We start from the raw sequence: 20455 nt of genomic DNA, 5'->3' as shown, positions 1-20455 counted from the left end.
TCTCAACTTCCAATATAATTGTTCCAATGGCTGCCATAAGTATCTACAGTCTGACACTGGCAGCCACTTTTGTTTAAACATGTTTAATTAAGAAATATTTCTTTTTCCCTCTGCGAATGACTGTAAATTGACCTTCTATTTTATCTTTTTCTGAGATTACATATTCAAGTTTTTGCTGACGTTCTCCATTAATGTAAATGGCACCATTCGAAATATCTTCCCGTGCTTGACGCTTTGATGGAGAAATATTCGCTTGAACTAATAAATCGATTAAGCCAATCCCTTCTTCTTTTAATTCGAATGACGGAACATCTTTAAAGCCTTGTCTAATTTCTTCTGCAGACAATTGTTGAATGCTTCCGCTAAAGAGTGCTTGTGAAATTTTGATCGCTTGCTTTAACGCTTCTTCGCCATGAACAAGCTTCGTCACTTCTTCCGCTAAACGTTTTTGGGCTGCTCGTTTTTCAGGAGCTGTTTGAACTTCTTGTTCAAGCTCTTCAATTTCTTCTTTGGAAAGAAACGTAAAATATTTTAAGTACTTAATGACATCACGATCATCCGTATTAATCCAAAATTGATAAAACTCATAAGGGGTTGTTTTTTCTTTATCTAACCATACAGCACCGCCTTCTGTTTTACCAAATTTTGTTCCATCCGCTTTCGTAACTAACGGAAGGGTTAAACCGTATGCTTTTGCATCTTCTTCCGTTTTCCGAATTAATTCTAATCCAGCTGTAATGTTGCCCCATTGGTCACTACCGCCAATTTGCAGCTTACAATTTTGCGTTTGGTATAGTTTTAAAAAGTCGTATGATTGTAAAATCATGTAACTAAATTCTGTAAAGGAAATACCTGTTTCGATTCGAGATTGAACCGTTTCTTTTGCTAGCATATAGTTCAAGCCAAAGTTTTTCCCAATATCACGTAGAAATTGAATGACATCAAGTGAACCGAGCCATTCATAGTTATTAGCAATCATAGCTGGATTTTCATCGCTTTCAAAGTCTAAAAAGCGAGAAAGCTGTTCTTTAATTCGATTGGACCATTCTTTCACAACTACTTTTTCATTTAAGGAACGCTCAGCTTTTTTTCCGCTTGGATCTCCAATTAAACCAGTTCCACCACCTACTAATGCAATAGGATGATGTCCAGCTTCTTGAAATCGCTTCAGCATCAATATTGGCAGCAAATGCCCGATGTGGAGACTATCCGCTGTTGGGTCAAAGCCGCAATATAGCTTAATCTTTTCTTCTGATAAAAGCTTTTCCAAACCTTCTTCATCTGTCACTTGATTTATTAGCCCCCGAAATTTTAAATCTTCCAATAACTGATTCAATGAATATCGCTCCTTTCAAAATGAATGACATAGCTTTTTCAAATATAATTCCCCTTAAGATAAATAAAACGCCCCTTCTCATGAAGGGACGTTTAAAACGCGGTACCACCCTACTTAAGAACACACGTGTGTTCTTCACTTCATCAAGATAACGGCAGATTGCCGTCCTTTGCTAATGAGTTCACATCTTACTCAAGCCGCCTAGCTCTTTATCAGACAAGGGAGTAAATTTTATCTGATAAATCATTTCGTTTCAAAAGAGTCGCAGCGCCTTCATTTATTGAAATACCGTTCGCAAAGAATGCTCATGGACGTAATTCATGAAACACCTATGTGCTGATTCGCACCAGCCATCAGCTCTCTTAAACAGGGAGGTGACCACTACTCATTCCAATCATCGCTAAACGTATTCTCTTTTTCTATTGCATATTTAACATAAATTAAATTCTCTTGTCAATGTATGTTATTCACTTCATCGTTCTCTATCGAAAAGTATGTAAAAAAATTGTTGAAATATGCTATAATATATAGGATTTTAGGGGGATGATCGTATGGAAAATTTCCAACAATGGAAGAGGCGATTTGTGGAGTTTTATGATAAACATGTCCAAAAAGTTCGAATTACACTCGGAGTCGTTTGGAATTTATTTCTTTTATTTATAGTCGTCTGTTTAATTGGCATCTCCTTTGCAGGTGGAGTTGGTGCGGGTTATTTTGCTTCACTTGTTAAAGAAGAGCCTATTCGCTCATATGAAGAAATGGAAAAACAAATTTACGATTACTCGGAAACGACAGATGTATATTTTGCAAACAATGTATATCTTGGGAAATTGCGATCTGATATTGAGCGGGAAGAAGTCAAACTTGAAGATGTTTCCGAGCATTTAATTCATGCCATTATCGCTACAGAAGATGAATATTTTTATGAGCATAATGGAATTGTCCCGAAAGCAATAATGCGCGCTCTTTTTCAAGAGTTCACAAATTCATCGGTACGTACTGGCGGAAGTACATTAACTCAACAATTAATTAAAAACCAGATTTTAACAAATGAAGTTTCTTTTGACCGTAAAGCAAAAGAAATTTTACTAGCCATGAGATTAGAACAATTTTTTACGAAAGATCAAATATTAGAAGCCTATTTAAATGTTGCCACATTTGGACGAAATAGTTCTGGAAAAAACATTGCAGGTGTCCAAGCAGCTGCTCAAGGTATTTTCGGTGTGGATGCAAAAGATTTAACCATTCCTCAAGCTGCCTTTATTGCAGGGCTGCCACAAAGTCCTTTTGGCTATACCCCTTTTACAAATAGTGGCGAGGTAAAAGAAAATTTAGAGCCTGGATTAAATCGAATGAAAACAGTTTTAAAACGGATGCTTCATGCTGGCTTTATTTCAAAACAACAATATGAAGAAGCGCTTAAATTTGATTTGCGGGCAAATTTAACTGATAAAAAGCCTTCGATCATTGAACAATACCCATATTTAATATTCGAAGTTGAGAAGCGAGCAAGAGATATTTTAATGAAACAATTTGCGAAGAAGGACGGATACAATGAAAAAGATTTAGCCAATAATGAAAAGTTATATTATCAATATTATCAAAAAGCCGAACAAAGCTTGAGATATGATGGATACGTCATTCATACAACCATTGATAAAGAAATATATGATCGCATGCAGCAAGTGGCGAAAGAATATCAATATTATGGAAACAGTAAGCCTCAAAAGAAGAAAGACCCTGATACAGGTGAACTTATTACCGTGCAAGAGCCTGTCGAAGTAGGGGCTGTTCTCATTGAAAATAAAACAGGTAAAATTATTAGCTTTGTGGGGGGACGAGACCATAACCGCGAACAAGTAAACCATGCAACGTCTGCCCCCCGACCGAACGGTTCAACGATGAAGCCTTTGCTTGTTTATGCACCAGCGATGGAGCTTGGAATTGTTCAACCAGGAACTGTAATTGCTGACGTACCATATTCCATCGGTGGCTATAGTCCGAAAAACTATGGGGGCGGCTACCATGGGTTAACGAGTGTTCGAGATGCTTTAAAATACTCTTACAATATTCCGGCAGTCAAAACATATGCAAAAAGCATTTCTCACAACCCAATCTCATATTTAGAGAAAATGGGCTTTTCCACGATCGACAAAAGAGATTATGGTGCACTTTCATTAGCTTTAGGTGGAATGACCATTGGTGTAACTGTAGAAGAAAATGTTAATGCTTATGCAACTTTTGCAAATGGCGGTGAATTTGTCGACGCCTATTTAATTGAAAAAATTGAGACAAAAGATGGTCAAACCATTTATAAGCATCAACCTGTAAAGCAAAGAGTATTCTCACCGCAAACTGCTTATTTAACCATTGATATGATGCGAGATGTCATTCGCAGTGGCACCGCTGCATCTCTAAAAAGTTATTTAACATTTAATTCTGATTGGGCTGGAAAAACTGGTACTGGACAAGACTACCGTGATGCATGGTTTGTAGCTTCAAATCCAAACGTTTCGTTTGGTACTTGGATTGGATATGATACTCCAAAACGGCTAGAAACGAAATATAAAGGATTAACTTATAGTAAACGTAACATCCTTCTATGGGCAAAACTGATGAATGCAGCCTATGAAGTTCGTCCACAATTAATTGATCCTAATGAAACATTTAAATCTCCAGGAGGAATTGTCACAAGGTCATATTGTGCGATTTCTGGTCATTTGCCATCAGACCTATGTAAAAAGGCTGGACTAGTGGCAACAGATATTTTTAACGCAAAATATGCACCAACGAAAGTTGACGACAATTTAACATATGGGAAGTTTGTTTATGTAAAAGAAGAAGCCTATCAAGTACCAGATTCAGCACCAAGTGAGTTTGTACAAGAAGGTCCTATACTGAAGGAGGAAGCATTAAAAAAATTAGGAATTCCAAGTATTTCCCAACTTATGAAATGGCTGCCAAAGGATTCGAAATTAAATCATTTAGTTGCATCGTCGGAAAAAACGATTCGAGATAATGGCTCAGCCCCATCAACTGTTGAAGGCGTCAAGCTAAGTGGCAACGCAATAACGTGGAAGGCTAATGCCGACAATGATGTCATTGGATATCGCATTTATCGAGCTCTAAATTATTCTACTAACTTTCAAAAAGTAGGAAGTGTCCCAGCTAACCAAAACCTTTCATTTACAGTAAGTCCTACTGCTAGTGCTTATTATGTTGTCGCTGTTGACGTAGCCGGCAAAGAATCAAATCCTTCTACTATCTTGAAAGTTGGTGAATATGAGGAGAAAAAGCTTCAAGAAGAAAAACCAACGCATGACGACAATAATGATTCTGGACAAAATCAAAATAATGAACAGACAACGATAGAACCAACCACACCTAACGAAAGCAAACAAAACGATCGCAACGATCAAGAAAGTAAGCAATTGTCTACAAACTGAAAAATTCCTTAGAAAAAGACTTTGTCTTCCAACTAAAATCCGTAGCCTAAGCTACGGATTTCTTTTTAGTCTTCCATTGTTGATAAATCGCCGGTTGGTAAATTTAATTCCCACGCTTTTAATACGCGTCTCATAATCTTACCGCTGCGTGTTTTCGGTAATTTATCACGGAATTCTATTTCCCTTGGAGCAGCATGTGCTGCTAAACCTTTTTTGACAAATAATCGTATTTCTTCTTTTAATTCATCTGAAGGTTCATAACCGTCACGCAAAGCTACAAAGGCTTTAATAATTTCACCGCGGACTGGGTCAGGCTTTCCGATAACCCCTGCTTCAGCAATAGCTGGATGCTCAACTAACTTGCTTTCGACTTCAAATGGTCCTACACGCTCACCTGACGTCATAATTACATCATCGATGCGTCCTTGGAACCAAAAATAACCATCTTCGTCCATATAGGCAGAGTCCCCAGAAACATACCAATCGCCATTAATAAAGTAGGATTCATACTTTTCAGGATTATTCCAAATTGCGCGCATCATCGAAGGCCAACCTTTTTTAATCGCAAGATTTCCCATTCGGTATGGCGGAAGCTCATTTCCTTGATCATCAACAATGGCCGCTTTTACTCCAGGGATCGGTTTACCCATCGATCCTGGCTTTATTTCCATACATGGATAATTACAAATGAGCTGACCGCCTGTTTCAGTCATCCACCACGTATCATGAATACGATTATTAAAGACTTTCATCCCCCAGCGAATAACTTCTGGATTTAACGGTTCCCCAACGCTTAAAATATGACGTAATGTGCTTAAATCATATTGCTTTACTAATTCATCTCCTGCACCCATTAACATCCGGAATGCTGTAGGAGCACTATACCAAATCGTTACACCATATTTTTCTATTGTTTCATACCAATATTCAGGGCTGAATCGTCCACCTACAATAACATTTGTAGCACCTAATAACCATGGTGCAAACATTCCATAAACTGTACCAGTTACCCAGCCTGGGTCTGCTGTACACCAATAAATATCATCTTCTTTTAGATCCAGTACCCATTTACCTGTTTGATAATGCTGGATCATAGCATTGTGAACGTGTAGTACACCTTTAGGTTTTCCGGTTGAACCTGAAGTGTAATGAAGAAGAAGTCCGTCCGATCGATCCACCCATTCAATCTGTAAATCTTTGCTCGCCTCTTTCATTTCTTTAAGAAAATCTATGTAGTCCCCTTCAGGAATTGTCTCCCCCACGACTACTACATGCTTAAGAGAAGGCAGCTCCTGTACTGGAACACGTTCAAGAAGCTCAGGAGTTGTCACAACTACTTTCGCTTCGCTATCTTCTAGTCGATCACGAACGGCCCCTTCCATAAATGCTTCAAAAAGCGGACCAACAATAGCGCCTAATTTAATAGCGCCTAAAACGACGAAATATAACTCTGGTGTTCTTGGCATAAATACAAACACTCTATCTCCTTTTTGCACATCAGCAAACTGTTTTAACACATTCCCAGCTTTGTTAGAAAGCTCTTTCATTTCTTTATAAGTATATTTTTCTTCCCGATTTTGATCGCGATAGTAAAGGGCAATTTTATTTTTCCGAAATCCTTCAGCGTGGCGATCTATTGCTTCATAAGCCGCATTAACTTTTCCCGTCTCATACCATGTAAAATTTTTCTCAGCTTCTTTCCAATCAAAATTTTGATATGTTTCCTCGTAGTTTTCAAGATTATAGTTCCCCTTTGTTGCTGGTAACGCTTCCACTTTCATGCCATTACTCCCCCTTATGTAAGTTTGTCCTCGACTTTAATTATAGTACACTTTTTGTTTTTTCTCAATTTTAAAAAAATATAAACAAATTCTATTTAAAAATGATTTATTTATACGTATTTCTAGTATAATAATGTTAATAGACTACTAGGCGGTGATGGGATGGAGCATAAAAAAACATATAATGCAAAAGAATTAAAAACACCACATGGTGAAATTATTATTGAAGGGCCAATTTCACCCGAAAAATTAGCTCGATTAGAGTTCCATGAAGATTTAACTGCATTCCGGCCTGCCAAGCAACAACATCAAGCACTTATTGAGATTGCTGGCCTTCCAGAAGGGAGAATTATCATTGCACGACACCATGATACGATCGTTGGATATGTTACATACTTGTATCCCGACCCTTTGGAACGTTGGTCAGAAGGGAATATGGAAAACTTAATTGAACTAGGCGCAATTGAAGTCATTCCGAAGTTCCGAGGATGCTCCGTTGGAAAGAATTTATTAAAGGTATCCATGATGGATGATGCAATGGAAGACTATATTATTATTACGACTGAATATTATTGGCACTGGGATTTAAAGGGTACTGGATTAAATGTTTGGGAGTATCGTAAAGTGATGGAAAAAATGATGAATGCTGGTGGACTTGTTTGGTATGCTACTGATGATCCGGAAATTAGTTCACATCCAGCCAATTGCTTAATGGTTCGAATCGGAAAAAGAGTTGATCAAGAATCCATTCAAAAATTCGATAAATTGCGATTTATGAACCGCTTTATGTATTAAAATGGATTGGAGTGATTTTCATGATTATTGAAAAGATCATGAATAAAGATGTTCTTACCTTAACACCTGACGATACAATTGCAACTGCAATGAAAATGATGCGACAAAATCGAATCAGACATATTCCAATTATTACGGGTGACCGTACACTCGTGGGACTTGTATCAGATCGTGATATTAAAGAAGCAGCCCCGTCCATCTTAACTTCTGACAAAGATGAGCAATCCCTTTTCACAAAACCACTTAAAGAAATTATGAAAACAGAAATTATTACGGCTCATCCTCTCGACTTTGTCGAAGAAGCGGCAGCTATCTTTTTTGAAAACCGCATCGGCTGTTTACCGGTTATCAAACTCGAGAAGCTTGTTGGAATGATAACAGAAGCAGATGTTCTTTACACATTTGTCCAATTAACTGGAGCCCACCAGCCAAGCTCTCGAATTGAAGTGAGAGTGCCAAATATTTCCGGAATGCTTTCAGAGGTATCCGCACTTTTTCAAAAGAAACATGTTAATATTTCGAGCGTATTAGTTTACCCAGATGAAAATGAACAATACAAAATTCTCGTTTTTCGGGTGCAAACGATGAATCCAACGAGCATCGTAAAGGATTTACAACAACATGGATATACGGTATTGTGGCCAAACGTACCGGGGATGTCATCATGAAAGATAGTATTTTCATTTATTCTCCTCTTTATCAGTCTTACAAATTCCATCAAATGCACCCATTTACCCAACTTCGTGTTGAAGTAACATTAGATTTGTTAAAATCATTGGATGCTATTCAGGAGGAAGAGATCGTATATCCAAGAGTAGCTTCTGATCAAGAGCTTTTACTCATTCATGATCAAAAATATATAGAAGCAGTAAAGTTGGCAGGAGAGGGAAAGCTTCGTCAAGAAGAGGCACTCGGATACGGTCTTGGTACAGAAGATACACCAATATTCCCAAATATGCATGAAGCAAGCGCCCTTCTTGTCGGAGGGACATTAACGGCTGTAGATTATGTTATGACAGGAAAAACCAAGCACGCTTTAAACTTAGGTGGAGGCCTTCATCACGGCTTTAGAGGAAAAGCCTCAGGATTTTGCATTTATAATGATAGCGCTGTTGCCATTAAATATATTCAAGAAAAATATGGAGCAAGAGTTTTATATGTTGATACAGATGCCCATCATGGCGACGGTGTTCAGTGGGCTTTCTATGATGATCCTAACGTCTGTACATTATCGATACATGAAACTGGGAGATATTTATTTCCAGGTACAGGAAATATTTCTGAACGCGGGCAAGGAAAAGGATACGGATTTTCCTTTAATATTCCTTTAGATGCTTTTACAGAAGATGACTCATGGCTAAATGCTTATCGCCAATCCTTAGAGGAAATTGCTGAATTTTTTCAACCAGATGTCATTATTACCCAAAATGGAGCAGATGCTCATTATTTTGATCCATTAACCCATTTATGTGCAACAATAAAAATTTATCAGGAGATTCCTAAGCTCGCTCATGAAATCGCTCACAAATATACAAACGGACGTTGGATTGCTGTTGGTGGGGGAGGTTATGATATTTGGCGTGTCGTACCAAGAGCATGGGCTCTCATTTGGCTAGAAATGAAAAACATTCAAGTATCAGGTTCTCTTCCTAAAGAATGGGTCGATCGTTGGCAAAAGAAAGCTACCGTTCCTCTCATACCCAAATGGGAAGACCCATCACCTTTATATCCACCAATTCCTCGAAAACAGGAAATTGAAGAAAAAAATTTAAATACATTAAATAAAGTGCTTCATTTCATTCGTGAAAACAAACCAAAAAGAAATCGTACAAATGCTAATGAAAGTTATTAGTGTCCATAAAAATAAGATAAAAATTTTAATTTTTTTGAAAGTTTTATCATTAATATTGAAAAGGGACTGTGATTTTCAGTCCCTTTCGATGTTCAACCGTTATTTAGTTGATTGCCGGATTTCAATACGGTGAGGTAATTCAACAGTGTGATCCTCGACCGATTCCTTGTTCATTAATTTCGTTAAGAGCCGCATCGCTACTGCTCCTATATCATACGTCGGTTGTACAACAGTAGTAAGTTGCGGGCGAACCATCATCGCTAACCGTGTATTATCAAAACCTACTACTTCAAAATCATTTGGAATATGAAACCCTTGATCTTGCGCACTATGGATAACACCTAACGCCATTTCATCGGTCCCAACAAACACCGCTGTTGGGCGTGGAGACAATTTTAATACTTTTTCAAATGCTTCAATACCAGATTCGTACGTATAATCCCCTTCAATGACAAATTCTTCATGGAAAGTTAGACCTGCCTCTTCAAGGGCACGACGGTATCCAGATAATTTTTTCACTTTATTAACAGGCTCTTCCATCGGACCTGATACATAGGCTATATGTTGATGACCTTTGTCAACTAAATACTTAACAGCATCATAAACTCCTTGTTCATAATTAATGTTAACAGATGGAATTTCGTTACGTTCATCAAAGGATGCTGCCAACACGATTGGCACAGGAGAACGTTTAAATTCTTCGACATGCTCCTCTGTAATATTACCACTCATAAATACAATCCCATCTACTTGTTTACCGAGCATTGTATTCAATAAATGCAGCTCTTTTTCTTTATTTTGGTCCGAATTGCTTAAAATAATATTATATTTATACATTGTTGCTATATCTTCAATGCCCCTTGCAAGTTCAGAATAAAAGGTGCTTGAAACATCTGGTATTACAACCCCAACAGTTGTCGTTTTCTTGCTTGCCAATCCGCGGGCAACAGCATTAGGACGATAGCCTAAACGTTCGATCGCTTCTAAAACTTTTTTTCTTGTTGTTGGTTTCACATTTGGGTTTCCATTTACTACTCGTGAAACGGTTGCCATCGAAACATTTGCTTCACGTGCGACATCATAAATCGTCACATTCATTTTTATACACTCCTTTATTGTGGAAAATATTTATCGTCAATTTTGCTTTATAGTCTTCATCCTTTATGATTATAATCATACGATACAATGAAAGCGTCTGCAATGTACTTACCCACTGTTTTGCCCTTTCTTTTCCAAATTGTTTAAATTTGTTCATAATATGAACAAAAATCACAATTTCTTCTTCACATTTTACTATTCATCAAAGTACGGCGATAAACAGCTTCTGAACATGGAAGACAATATCTTGAAATAATATTATCTCAAAATAAATAAATTTTACAAGCGCTTTAGGAAAGAAATACGTGAAAAAAGTAAAAGGAGCCTTTTCGGCTCCATTTTAACTTAAGCATTCACTTTTGCTAATGGTTTAAGTTCTGTAATAAACTTGTTAAATTGTTCGATGTCCATCTGCTGTGCAGAATCGGAAAGTGCAACAGCTGGATCTGGATGAACTTCTGCCATGATTCCATCCGCTCCAATCGCTAGTGCAGCCTTTGCAGTTGGCAACAGTAGATCTCGACGTCCTGTTGAATGTGTCACATCAACTAATACAGGAAGATGGGTTTCTTGTTTTAAAATTGGGACAGCGGAAATATCAAGCGTATTTCTTGTCGCACGTTCATACGTACGAATACCGCGTTCACATAAAATAATTTGGTCATTGCCTCGGGAAATAATATATTCAGCTGCATTCATAAATTCGGAAAGAGTTGCAGCAAGCCCCCGTTTTAATAGGACTGGCTTTTGAACAGATCCAGCAGCTTTTAACAATTCAAAATTTTGCATGTTCCGGGCTCCGATTTGAATCACATCAATATAATCGAGTGCTATTTCAATATCAGCCGGATTGACAATCTCACTAATGACAGCCATATCATATTCATCAGCAACTTGCTTTAAGATTTTAAGCCCTTCTAAGCCAAGCCCTTGGAAATCATATGGGGAAGTACGCGGCTTGAACGCACCCCCTCTTAATAACTTTAATCCTTGCTTTTTCGCCGCTTCAGCAACAGCAGCTACTTGCTCGTAGCTTTCAACTGCACATGGTCCGACAATGAAATATTGACTTCCGTCGCCAATTTTCTCGCCTTTGATATCAACAATTGTATCTTCTGGCTTTTTCTTTCTTGAAACGAGTAAGGCCTTGCGATGATCATCTTCTTGAAGCTCTAATGCTGCTTTAAAAATCTCTTTAAAGATATGCTGTAATGTAGAATCCTCAAAAGGACCGTCGTTATGCTCTTTAATCATATCCAGCATTTTCCGTTCTCGAACTGGGTCATAGCGATGTACACCTTGTACTTCTTTAGCCTTCCCGATTTCTTGTACAAGCTTTCCACGTTCATTAATAAGTTTTAAAATTTGTAGATTAATCTCATCTACTCTCTTTCTCAGTGCCTCTAGCTCAGCATTGCTCATGTTTGTCACCCTTCCAATCCGAAATATATTTTAAAGAAATTATTTTAATTAGGGACTATTATATACGATATGAAAGGGAATGTCACGAAAAAATTCTTTATTCATTAAACGCTTTTAAGCGATAAAGCGTTTTCGGGAATAAATGGTTCCCTTTCATTTTAAAATGGCAAAATATTTACCTCCAACGCTTCCTTAGTAATTTCCCAATGTGACGTATGCCACCGTACATTTTCGTTTTCAAACAACAGCACTTGTGGAGATTCATGTTTAATATGATATGTTTCAGCAATATAATTTGATAAACTTCTTGATTCCTGAACATTTAAATAGTAGGCAGCAATCTCTGGATGACCATTTGTGAATTCGTCAAATTGTGAAAAAGCGGCAGCACTAATCGGACACGTCACACTATTTTTAAAAATGACAAATTTGTTATGTTTTTCTATTAAATCTTGAAATTGTTCGATTGTATCGATTTTTATTTTTCCCATCATTATCACCTCAAACCATCATTGCATGTTCACAAAAATATTGTATAATACGGAAAATCCATCAGCAAAATATTTGCCGATGGATTGAATGTGATCCATCATGATTTTTCCATGAATTGTTGCCCTTCGTTATAGCTATTTTCTAAAATTTTCTCATCTTCCTCTTTTACATTTAAAGCTTTTTCTGAATGATTGCTCATTTCTTTAACTTTATTAAAAAGATTCGAAGCAGTTGTTGATTTTTCTTTTGCTAAACTAATAAATTGTGTTCCTTTCTCGTAAACATCTTCTGTCATTTTCGATGTTTTTTCCTTTGCTACACAAAATTGTTGATTGAAATCTTCTCGCAGCTTATAACGAGATTTAGGCGAAAAAAATAAAGCTATAAGCGCTCCAATTATTCCACCGAACAATACGCCAAACAAAAAATTTTTGCCATTCTTTTGATCATTCACCAAACCCAAAACCTCCTTCCTCTTATGAAAAGACGTTTCATTTCCATAAACGCTCTACTTTCTCTGTTTCCAATGTTTCGCTCTTTCCAAAATCTCTATCAAAGTATTTCCCCATTGAATGGCTTGTGAAACTTTATTTTGTTTTTCCTTCATTTGCGAGGATACTGTAGAGGAAACCTTTTGTACAGATTCATGAAATTGCTGAATCGAATGTCCAACATTTTGTACAGCATTTACAACATTATTTAACTTTTCTGCTTTTTGATGAATATCATCAGCTAGCTTGTTTGTTTTATGTAAAAGGTCTGTTGTTTCTCGCGTAATCCCCTCCACTTGTTTTTCAAGGCTTGACAGTGTATGAGCAACATGATCTAACGTCTTTCGAAGCGATTTTAATGTTTTGGCTAAATAGACAACTAAAATAGCAAAAGCAACAGCGAAAATGGCTGCACTTAAATATAAGATCAATATCATGATAGCACCTCCAGATGTAATAGAAAATGTGTCGCCATTGTTTGATTATACTTTATATTCAACAAATATTATCCAATTCCCTTTTAAAATGAGAATAAAAAGTTACTTATTTTAAAAGCCTTGATAAAAAGGTAAAATAACATTATCCATATTCCAATACATAGGAGGATTTCCATGAAAGACCCAAGAATTGAAAAACTAGCTAACATCTTGATTCATTATTCTGTTCGTTTACAAAAAGGCGAAAAAGTATTAATTGAAAACTTTGGATTACAAAGGGAGCTTGTCATCGCCCTTGTAAAAGAAGCTTATAAAGCAGGAGGATATCCATTTGTTTCATTAAAAGATCATCAGATCGATCGTGCTCTTTTATTAGGAGCTGAAGAGGAGCAATTTGAGATGATGGCATCTTTTGAAGCAAATATCATGGCTGAAATGGATGCTTACATCGGCTTGCGTTCAGGAGATAATATTAATGAATTTGCTGATATCCCTGATCATAAAATGAAAATTCATGGAAAAACGATCGGCCAAAAAGTACATCGTGATATACGCGTTCCAAAAACAAAATGGGTGGTGCTGCGCTACCCTAATGCTTCGATGGCCCAACTGGCTAAAATGAGTACCGAAGCTTTTGAAGATTTCTATTTTGATGTTTGTACACTTGATTATGGAAAAATGGACAAAGCAATGGATGCACTTGTACAATTAATGAACAAAACAGATAAAGTCCGGATTACAGGATTGGGGACAGATTTAACATTCTCCATTAAAGATATCCCAGCTATTAAATGTTCTGGCCAAATGAATATTCCAGACGGAGAAGTATATACAGCGCCTGTTAAAAATTCCGTAAATGGCACCATTACTTTTAATACAGCATCACCATACCAAGGTTTTACATTTGAAAATGTCCAGCTTACCTTTAAAGATGGCAAAATCATTGATGCGAAAGCAAATGATACCGAACGTATTAATAAGATTTTGGATACGGACGAAGGGGCTCGTTACATTGGAGAATTCGCTATCGGTGTCAACCCTTATATTCAACATCCAATGCAAGATATTTTATTTGATGAGAAAATTGATGGCAGCTTCCACTTTACTCCTGGCCAATGTTATGATGATGCTTATAATGGAAACCATTCAAATATCCATTGGGATATGGTCATGATCCAACGACCTGAATATGGTGGTGGAGAATTATATTTTGATGATGTACTCATTCGTAAAGATGGACGCTTTGTCATTTCAGAGCTTGAACAACTAAACCCGGAAAACCTCAAATAATACAAAAAAACGGGGCTGACTCAAACATCATTTAGTTTCACTATTTGAGTCCAGCCCAATTTTTCTACCCCACTAATTTTTCATAGGCCTTTTGGTATTTTTGAATATCACCAGCACCCATAAAAACGAGAACACTGTTTTCATGCCTTTTTAAAATAGATGGATCTCTTTCATCAATGACAACCGCTTGATCTATTTGTGCTTGTAAATCTTTAATAGATAACGTACCCGTTTTTTCGCGGGCAGATCCGAAAATTTCACATAAATATACTTGATCAGCTTCTTTCAAACTATTAGCAAACTCGTCAAGGAACGACTGCGTTCGTGTAAAAGTGTGCGGTTGAAACACAGCCACGATTTCACGATCAGGATATTTTTGTCTTGCCGCTTCAATCGTTGCTTTTATTTCCGTTGGATGGTGTGCATAATCATCAATGATCACTTGCGTCCCAACTTGCTTTTCATTAAAGCGCCGTTTTACACCTTTAAAGGTTTTCAAGCGTTCTTGAATAATGGAAATATCGATATTTTCATAATGGCATAAGGCAATAACCGCTAATGAATTTAAAATATTATGATTGCCAAAGGCCGGAATCTCAAAATTACCATAAAAGGTGTTGCGCACAAAAACGTCAAACTTTGTTCCAGTTGTACTTTTCTCAATATTTCTTGCTTGAAAATCATTTTCGTCATGAAACCCATAATAAAGAACGGGAACTTTCGCTTGAATTTGCTGTAAGTATTCGTCATCTCCGCAGGCAATAATACCTTTTTTCACTTGTAATGCCATTTGTTGAAACGCATCAAATACATCTTCAATATCTCGATAATAGTCCGGATGGTCGAAATCTATATTTGTCATAATAGCATAATCAGGATAGTATGAAAGGAAATGGCGCCGATATTCACATGCTTCAAATACAAAGTATTTGCTCTTATCTATTCCTTTTCCAGTACCATCACCAATTAAATAGGATGTTGGTTCAGCACCTTGAATAACATGGGCAAGCAAACCAGTAGTTGAAGTTTTACCATGAGCACCTGTCACACCAATACTAATAAAACGATTCATAAATTCACCTAAAAATTGGTGATAACGGTAAACTGGGAGACCTATCCTAAGAGCCTCTGCAATTTCTTCATGTGAATCGGAAAAAGCATTTCCTGCAATAACCGTTAATCCTGGATGAATATTTTCCTTCGAGAAAGGAAGAATCGGTATATTTCGTTCCTCTAGCGCTTTTTGTGTAAAAAGCTCCTTCTCAATGTCAGAGCCTTGAACTTTATAGTGCATATCATGAAGAATTTGCGCAAGTGAACTCATACCTGTTCCTTTTATTCCAACAAAATGATAAACAGTCATATAAGAACCTCCAACAATTGTCTATCTGTATGACAGTATATGATGGATCACTAGTTTTGTAACTAAAACGAAATGTATTAAATCAACCACGCTACATCATTATAGCATTAAAGGTGAGTTATGACTATTTACTGCATAAAGGAATGGGAAAACTGAACTTTTCTTAACAGTTTTCCCATTTCAGGCAGTTCCTATAGCTTTATTCTTTTCTGTTTATCATGATTCATAATCAATAAAAAGTATCGTTATGATTAATCAACTCTTTCCAATCGTGGATTTGGACGATATCTTCTACCTGCTTTTGCTTGAGGCTTTCCATTTAATAACACATTATCTCCTGTAAAACCGATATGGATTTTTAATAAGCTGCTGCCGACTCCATATATATCTACAGGCACTTTTTGTTCTTCAAATTCTTTGATTCTTTGCTCATTAAAACCGCCGCTAACGACAATTTTTACATGTTCAAATCCTTCTTGGTCTAAAGCCTCTCTTAAGGCAAATATGAGAGGTGCATTGACGCCGCGAGGGTCAAATGTTCCAAGTACATCTGGATTTCGTATAAAATATTGGTCGATCATCGTCCGAGAAGTATCAACACGGACTCCTTTAAGCTTATCGCCAAACTCGCGAGCAACTCTTAATGCATCTGTAATACAGTCATTGTTATAATCAACGAGCACGATCAGCTCATCTTCAGGGAATTTTTTATAATAAGCTTTAGCCGCTTCCACAACATCTCCATCAAAAAGCTGAATCAAAGCGTGCGGCATTGTACCCATGCCTTGCTTTCCCCACCATTCATTCATCGCATGAGTAGCTTGTGCCGTTGATCCCCCAATATAAGCAGCATACCCATCTCCTGCTTGCTGGGTAAAATGATCATCCCGATCTCCCATAAAAATGACCGGCTTTTGCTTCCCTGATAGCCCAGCTGCTTTTACGACATTATAAACATTTGTTGCAACAGAGGTTCGACGTGCTAAAATTCCATCAATAATTCCTTCTAAAAATCCAAAGTTTTGGTAAGGACCTGTTATCGTTAACACAGTCTCAAATGGGCTAATTTTATCGCCGTCTTTTAATGAATAAATTTCAAGCTCATCTGGATTATCTGCAAAGGTTTTCACTAGAGCGATTACTTCATCTGTACCGCAAAGAACTGCATGTTTTTTTTGGAAAAATTGCATCGTTACGATGTTATCTGGTCGAAATTCTCTAACAATGTCCCTTGTTTTTAAGAAATAAACGGCAGAAAACCAACCGTTCTTTACACGTTCATCAAATTTAAACGTTTTATTCGTTAACCGCTTTATTTTTCCTTGCATTTTTAATTCTATTTCCTTCATCCACCATTTTCTCCCTTTTCTCGTTAATCTTTATCATAAACTATTTATGATGTAACGTTCAATTCATGCTCATCATATCACAATTTAAGAATGGATACTACTTTGTTTTAAAGCAGCAAAATCTTCTTCTGTAACTAAAACGTCACGCGGTTTACTCCCTTTCGATTCGGAAATGATTCCTTGTTCTTCCATGAGATCTATAAGCCTAGCAGCTCTATTATAACCAATTCTAAAACGGCGCTGCAGGCTTGAGGTAGAAGCCCCACCTTGTTCAATGACAAATTCACATGCTTCGTAAAACAACTCATCTTCCTCAGACTGTATGTCAGCTTTTTTGATCAATTCTTCTTGTTTAAATAAATATTGCGGTTTTGCTTGTTGACGAACATGCTCTACAACCCGTTCAATTTCTTCATCTGAAACGAAATTTCCTTGAACTCGCAATGGTTTTGATGAGCCATTTTCAAGAAATAACATATCCCCTTTTCCGAGCAAGCGTTCTGCCCCTGCCGTATCGATAATAGTACGCGAATCTACTTGTGATGAAACGGCGAAAGCAATTCTTGTAGGGATATTTGCCTTTATTAAACCAGTGATTACATCCACAGACGGTCTTTGTGTGGCTATAAGCAAGTGAATGCCGCAAGCCCTTGCCTTTTGAGCAATGCGGCAAATGGCTTCCTCTACATCACCTGGTGCAGCCATCATTAAATCGGCTAACTCATCAATCACAATGACAATGTACGGAAGTTTTTCTCCTTGATGATATTTTTTCACATTTTCATTATATTTTGATATGTCACGGACACCTGTATGGGCAAACAACTCATATCTTCGCTCCATCTCTTCCACTGCCCATTTTAATGATGCAGTAGCTGCTTTTACGTCCGTAATGACCGGACTTACTAAATGCGGGATATCATTATAAGGTGCGAGCTCGACCATTTTAGGATCAATGAGCAACAGTTTAATTTCATGTGGAGACGCCTTATATAGCAAGCTGATAAGCATTGTATTAATACAAACACTTTTTCCAGATCCTGTTGCTCCCGCAATAAGACCGTGTGGCATCTTTTTTAAATCGGTCACAATCGGCTGACCGGATATGTCCAATCCTAAAGCAACCGTTAATGAGGAAGGATTTTGCCTAAATTGCGGAGACCTTAAAATCTCGCGAATATACACCATTTTACTTTTTTTATTTGGGACTTCAATGCCGATTGTATTTTTCCCCGGGATTGGGGCTTCGATCCGAATATCCCTTGCGGACAGACTTAGTTTAATATCATCTATTAAATTCGTAATCTTGCTGACTTTTACACCTGGCTCTGGATGAACCTCCAATCTTGTCACAGAAGGACCTTGCGTTACGTTTACTACTTTTGCTCGCACATTGAAATTCTTTAATGTTAAATTTAACAATTCTTTTTGCTCATTTATCCACTCATGATCGCTAAATGACTCTTCGGGCGGCATTTTTAGCAAAGATAAATCTGGAAACACATAACCATGTTGTTCTTTCTGTTGAAGCTTTCGTTTATCTCGGCCGAACATTAATACATTGTAAGGAATGGTTGTGCTGCGTTTTTCATTTGTTCGTGATGTCGTTTGCTTCTCTTTCGACATTTCTTCTTTTCGATCGTTTTGTTCTGATGTGTTGTCTTTTTGATCCTCTCTCTCTTTAACATCCTTCACACGAGTTTGCTCATTCGTTTCAAGCTGACAACCTAATTCTTGCTCCTCATCTTTGACTTCTTTCTTATTTGCCTCAAATTCATCTTCATTTTCCTCAATATTATCAAAGCTTTCCTTTACCTCGTCTTGATCTGAAGGTGAAAGCGGTATTTCGTTTTCCATTGTTCCTTGATGGACTGATTCCGTCAAAAAATGAGAGCCAACCTCATACTCTTTTTCCTGCATACCTTCTTTATTTTCATCATGAACGAATTGTCTTTCTTCAGCTAGTTTTTCTGTAGAATGAATATTCACTTCCTCTTGAGCGAAATGAACATTTTCTTTATGTACACAATGTGGATCCACATCTATAGGATGTGCCTTTTCAACCTTTTGAATACGAGCGAATTCTTTTTCGTCATATTCATTTATTTGCAGTTCTTTCACTTCTTTGTTATTTACATCATTCTTTGAAAAAACTTCTTGTCTGTATGAAGACTCGTTTCGCGGACCAAATCCATAAATGGGGGACGGAATTTCGGTCGGTCGAAACGATGAACGATTCATACTAGATTGTTCATGATGATCATAGCGTTTATGACGAAATTGCTTTTTTCCTTCTTTTATCCATTGATCGCTTTTTTCCGTTCTTTTTTGTCTTGTACGATCTCTTATTTCCTCATCTGGAATAACCGGAAAGCGAAATTTTCCTTGCGGATATTGATAAGCCACTTTTGCTTTTATTTCTTTAGACTCAGTGCCTGCACTTATTTCTTCAGATGTTTTATCACGGATCATTTCCATTTCTTTTCTATGATGTTCTTGATCTCCCATTAACCATTTTAATAGCCTAGAAAACAACCTCATCCATCATCACTCTTTCAATCACGATGTATCTACTACCTAATTGTAGCAATAAAAATAAATTTTTAACAATCCTCTACCGAGAATTCCCCCTATTCTACATGAAACTAAAAAACCACTAGAAAAACTAGTGGTTCAAGTGTTTTTTAACAAATGGATGATTAAAAAAATGGAGATCCAACTGGACGTTCATCATCTAAGACGAGAATTCCTTTTTCCGTTGGTGCGTTTGGTAAATTTAATTCTTTTTCCGAACAGATCATTCCACTTGAAGCGACACCACGAAGCTCGGCATCCTTAATAATCATGCCATTTGGCATGACAGCACCTACTTTGGCAACAACGACTTTTTGTCCTGCTGCTACATTTGGTGCACCACAAACTATTTGTAACGTTTCTGTACCTACATCCACTTTACAAATGCTTAATTTATCTGCATTTGGATGTTTTTCTTTTTCTAAAACTAAACCGACGACAAACTTCGGTGACAAGTCGACTTCAATCTTCTCAGAGAAGCCGTTTTGATGAAGAATTTCATTTATTTTTTCTACCATTTCTTCAGTTAATGAAAGGTTTCCATTTCCTTTAAATGAACCATAGGTGGAAGCATGAAAGATGTTATAACCAACAGTTTCATTTGTTGTTGCATCAAATATTCTTGCGACATCTCCTTTTCGTTCAAATGTTCTATTTTCAGCTGGAATCTCTTTAAGCTGAATTAATAATGTGTCACCTATACCTTCACGATTGTAAAATACGTTCATG

Annotated in this window: 16 protein-coding genes and 1 other annotated feature; of the genes, 5 read left to right on the top strand and 11 right to left on the bottom strand. The window is 37.1% G+C overall.

All coding sequences use genetic code 11. The features are described from left to right. Positions 1-73: 73 nt before the first annotated feature. The gene (gene tyrS, locus J2S06_RS00565) at positions 74-1336 is read right to left on the bottom strand and encodes a tyrosine--tRNA ligase (RefSeq protein ID WP_419150969.1); all 1263 of its coding nucleotides are present in this window, start codon (positions 1334-1336) and stop codon (positions 74-76) included. An 81-nt stretch (positions 1337-1417) separates the two neighbouring features. After that, positions 1418-1743, bottom strand: a binding site (T-box leader). Between the two features lie 144 nt (positions 1744-1887). Here tyrS and J2S06_RS00560 point away from each other — a divergent pair. Then, entirely contained in the window at positions 1888-4782 is a 2895-nt protein-coding gene (locus J2S06_RS00560; protein WP_419150968.1) for a transglycosylase domain-containing protein, read from the top strand. A 65-nt stretch (positions 4783-4847) separates the two neighbouring features. Here J2S06_RS00560 and acsA read toward each other — a convergent pair whose 3' ends face one another. Further along, positions 4848-6563, bottom strand: a complete 1716-nt coding sequence (gene acsA, locus J2S06_RS00555) for an acetate--CoA ligase (protein WP_419150967.1) — start codon at positions 6561-6563, stop codon at positions 4848-4850. A 162-nt stretch (positions 6564-6725) separates the two neighbouring features. Between acsA and J2S06_RS00550 the strand changes: the two genes are divergently transcribed. Genes J2S06_RS00550 through J2S06_RS00540 form a run of 3 tightly spaced genes read left to right on the top strand, consistent with a single transcriptional unit; the run spans position 6726 to position 9210 of the window. After that, entirely contained in the window at positions 6726-7358 is a 633-nt protein-coding gene (locus J2S06_RS00550; protein WP_044893379.1) for a GNAT family N-acetyltransferase, read from the top strand. A gap of 20 nt (positions 7359-7378) precedes the next feature. Beyond that, complete coding sequence (locus tag J2S06_RS00545) at positions 7379-8026, top strand: acetoin utilization AcuB family protein (protein ID WP_419150966.1); 648 nt, start codon at positions 7379-7381, stop codon at positions 8024-8026. Beyond that, on the top strand, positions 8020-9210 hold the full coding sequence (locus J2S06_RS00540; protein WP_419151436.1) for an acetoin utilization protein AcuC: 1191 nt from the start codon (positions 8020-8022) through the stop codon (positions 9208-9210). Before J2S06_RS00545 ends, J2S06_RS00540 begins: the two co-directional genes overlap by 7 nt. 99 nt (positions 9211-9309) lie before the next feature. Here the strand turns inward: J2S06_RS00540 and ccpA are convergent, their stop codons facing one another. The 5 genes from ccpA to J2S06_RS00515 all read right to left on the bottom strand — a co-directional run bounded on the left by ccpA (position 9310) and on the right by J2S06_RS00515 (position 13150). Continuing rightward, the gene (gene ccpA, locus J2S06_RS00535; RefSeq protein ID WP_419150965.1) at positions 9310-10308 is read right to left on the bottom strand and encodes a catabolite control protein A; all 999 of its coding nucleotides are present in this window, start codon (positions 10306-10308) and stop codon (positions 9310-9312) included. A 345-nt stretch (positions 10309-10653) separates the two neighbouring features. Continuing rightward, entirely contained in the window at positions 10654-11730 is a 1077-nt protein-coding gene (locus J2S06_RS00530) for a bifunctional 3-deoxy-7-phosphoheptulonate synthase/chorismate mutase (protein ID WP_044893375.1), read from the bottom strand. A gap of 158 nt (positions 11731-11888) precedes the next feature. Next, complete coding sequence (gene ytxJ / locus J2S06_RS00525; protein WP_419150964.1) at positions 11889-12224, bottom strand: bacillithiol system redox-active protein YtxJ; 336 nt, start codon at positions 12222-12224, stop codon at positions 11889-11891. A gap of 95 nt (positions 12225-12319) precedes the next feature. Then, positions 12320-12676, bottom strand: coding sequence for a YtxH domain-containing protein (locus J2S06_RS00520; RefSeq protein ID WP_419150963.1), 357 nt, complete (start codon positions 12674-12676; stop codon positions 12320-12322). A 54-nt stretch (positions 12677-12730) separates the two neighbouring features. Beyond that, positions 12731-13150, bottom strand: coding sequence for a DUF948 domain-containing protein (locus J2S06_RS00515; RefSeq protein WP_419150962.1), 420 nt, complete (start codon positions 13148-13150; stop codon positions 12731-12733). 174 nt (positions 13151-13324) lie between these two features. Here J2S06_RS00515 and J2S06_RS00510 point away from each other — a divergent pair, with 174 nt between their 5' ends. Next, positions 13325-14440: an aminopeptidase gene (locus tag J2S06_RS00510; RefSeq protein ID WP_419150961.1), complete on the top strand. Its 1116-nt coding sequence runs from the start codon at positions 13325-13327 to the stop codon at positions 14438-14440. A 64-nt stretch (positions 14441-14504) separates the two neighbouring features. On the opposite strand, the gene murC is transcribed toward J2S06_RS00510, so the two are convergent. From murC to ytpR, 4 genes are all read right to left on the bottom strand, one after another. Continuing rightward, positions 14505-15803 carry a UDP-N-acetylmuramate--L-alanine ligase gene (murC, locus tag J2S06_RS00505; RefSeq protein WP_419150960.1) on the bottom strand — a complete coding sequence of 433 codons (1299 nt, stop codon included), beginning with the start codon at positions 15801-15803 and terminating at the stop codon, positions 14505-14507. A 251-nt stretch (positions 15804-16054) separates the two neighbouring features. Further along, positions 16055-17152, bottom strand: a complete 1098-nt coding sequence (locus tag J2S06_RS00500) for a nicotinate phosphoribosyltransferase (protein WP_419150959.1) — start codon at positions 17150-17152, stop codon at positions 16055-16057. Positions 17153-17236: 84 nt separating this feature from the next. After that, entirely contained in the window at positions 17237-19693 is a 2457-nt protein-coding gene (locus J2S06_RS00495) for a DNA translocase FtsK (protein WP_419150958.1), read from the bottom strand. 158 nt (positions 19694-19851) lie between these two features. Next, complete coding sequence (ytpR, locus tag J2S06_RS00490; RefSeq protein WP_419150957.1) at positions 19852-20454, bottom strand: YtpR family tRNA-binding protein; 603 nt, start codon at positions 20452-20454, stop codon at positions 19852-19854. Position 20455: the final 1 nt, after the last annotated feature.

Source organism: Bacillus alveayuensis (assembly GCA_030812955.1).
Taxonomy (GTDB): Bacteria; Bacillota; Bacilli; order Bacillales; family Aeribacillaceae; genus Bacillus_CB; species Bacillus_CB alveayuensis.
Note: the sequence above shows the minus strand (reverse complement) of the source record. Positions and strands in the feature narration are given on the sequence as shown.

Excerpts from the sequence above, each read along its gene's own strand:
- J2S06_RS00560 (WP_419150968.1), top strand. The coding sequence starts at position 1,888 with ATGGAAAATTTCCAACAATGGAAGAGGCGATTTGTGGAGTTTTATGAT.
- acsA (WP_419150967.1), bottom strand. The coding sequence starts at position 6,563 with ATGAAAGTGGAAGCGTTACCAGCAACAAAGGGGAACTATAATCTTGAA.
- J2S06_RS00550 (WP_044893379.1), top strand. The coding sequence starts at position 6,726 with ATGGAGCATAAAAAAACATATAATGCAAAAGAATTAAAAACACCACAT.
- J2S06_RS00545 (WP_419150966.1), top strand. The coding sequence starts at position 7,379 with ATGATTATTGAAAAGATCATGAATAAAGATGTTCTTACCTTAACACCT.
- ccpA (WP_419150965.1), bottom strand. The coding sequence starts at position 10,308 with ATGAATGTGACGATTTATGATGTCGCACGTGAAGCAAATGTTTCGATG.
- J2S06_RS00530 (WP_044893375.1), bottom strand. The coding sequence starts at position 11,730 with ATGAGCAATGCTGAGCTAGAGGCACTGAGAAAGAGAGTAGATGAGATT.
- ytxJ (WP_419150964.1), bottom strand. The coding sequence starts at position 12,224 with ATGATGGGAAAAATAAAAATCGATACAATCGAACAATTTCAAGATTTA.
- J2S06_RS00515 (WP_419150962.1), bottom strand. The coding sequence starts at position 13,150 with ATGATATTGATCTTATATTTAAGTGCAGCCATTTTCGCTGTTGCTTTT.
- J2S06_RS00510 (WP_419150961.1), top strand. The coding sequence starts at position 13,325 with ATGAAAGACCCAAGAATTGAAAAACTAGCTAACATCTTGATTCATTAT.
- murC (WP_419150960.1), bottom strand. The coding sequence starts at position 15,803 with ATGACTGTTTATCATTTTGTTGGAATAAAAGGAACAGGTATGAGTTCA.
- J2S06_RS00500 (WP_419150959.1), bottom strand. The coding sequence starts at position 17,152 with ATGAAGGAAATAGAATTAAAAATGCAAGGAAAAATAAAGCGGTTAACG.
- J2S06_RS00495 (WP_419150958.1), bottom strand. The coding sequence starts at position 19,693 with ATGAGGTTGTTTTCTAGGCTATTAAAATGGTTAATGGGAGATCAAGAA.
- ytpR (WP_419150957.1), bottom strand. The coding sequence starts at position 20,454 with ATGAACGTATTTTACAATCGTGAAGGTATAGGTGACACATTATTAATT.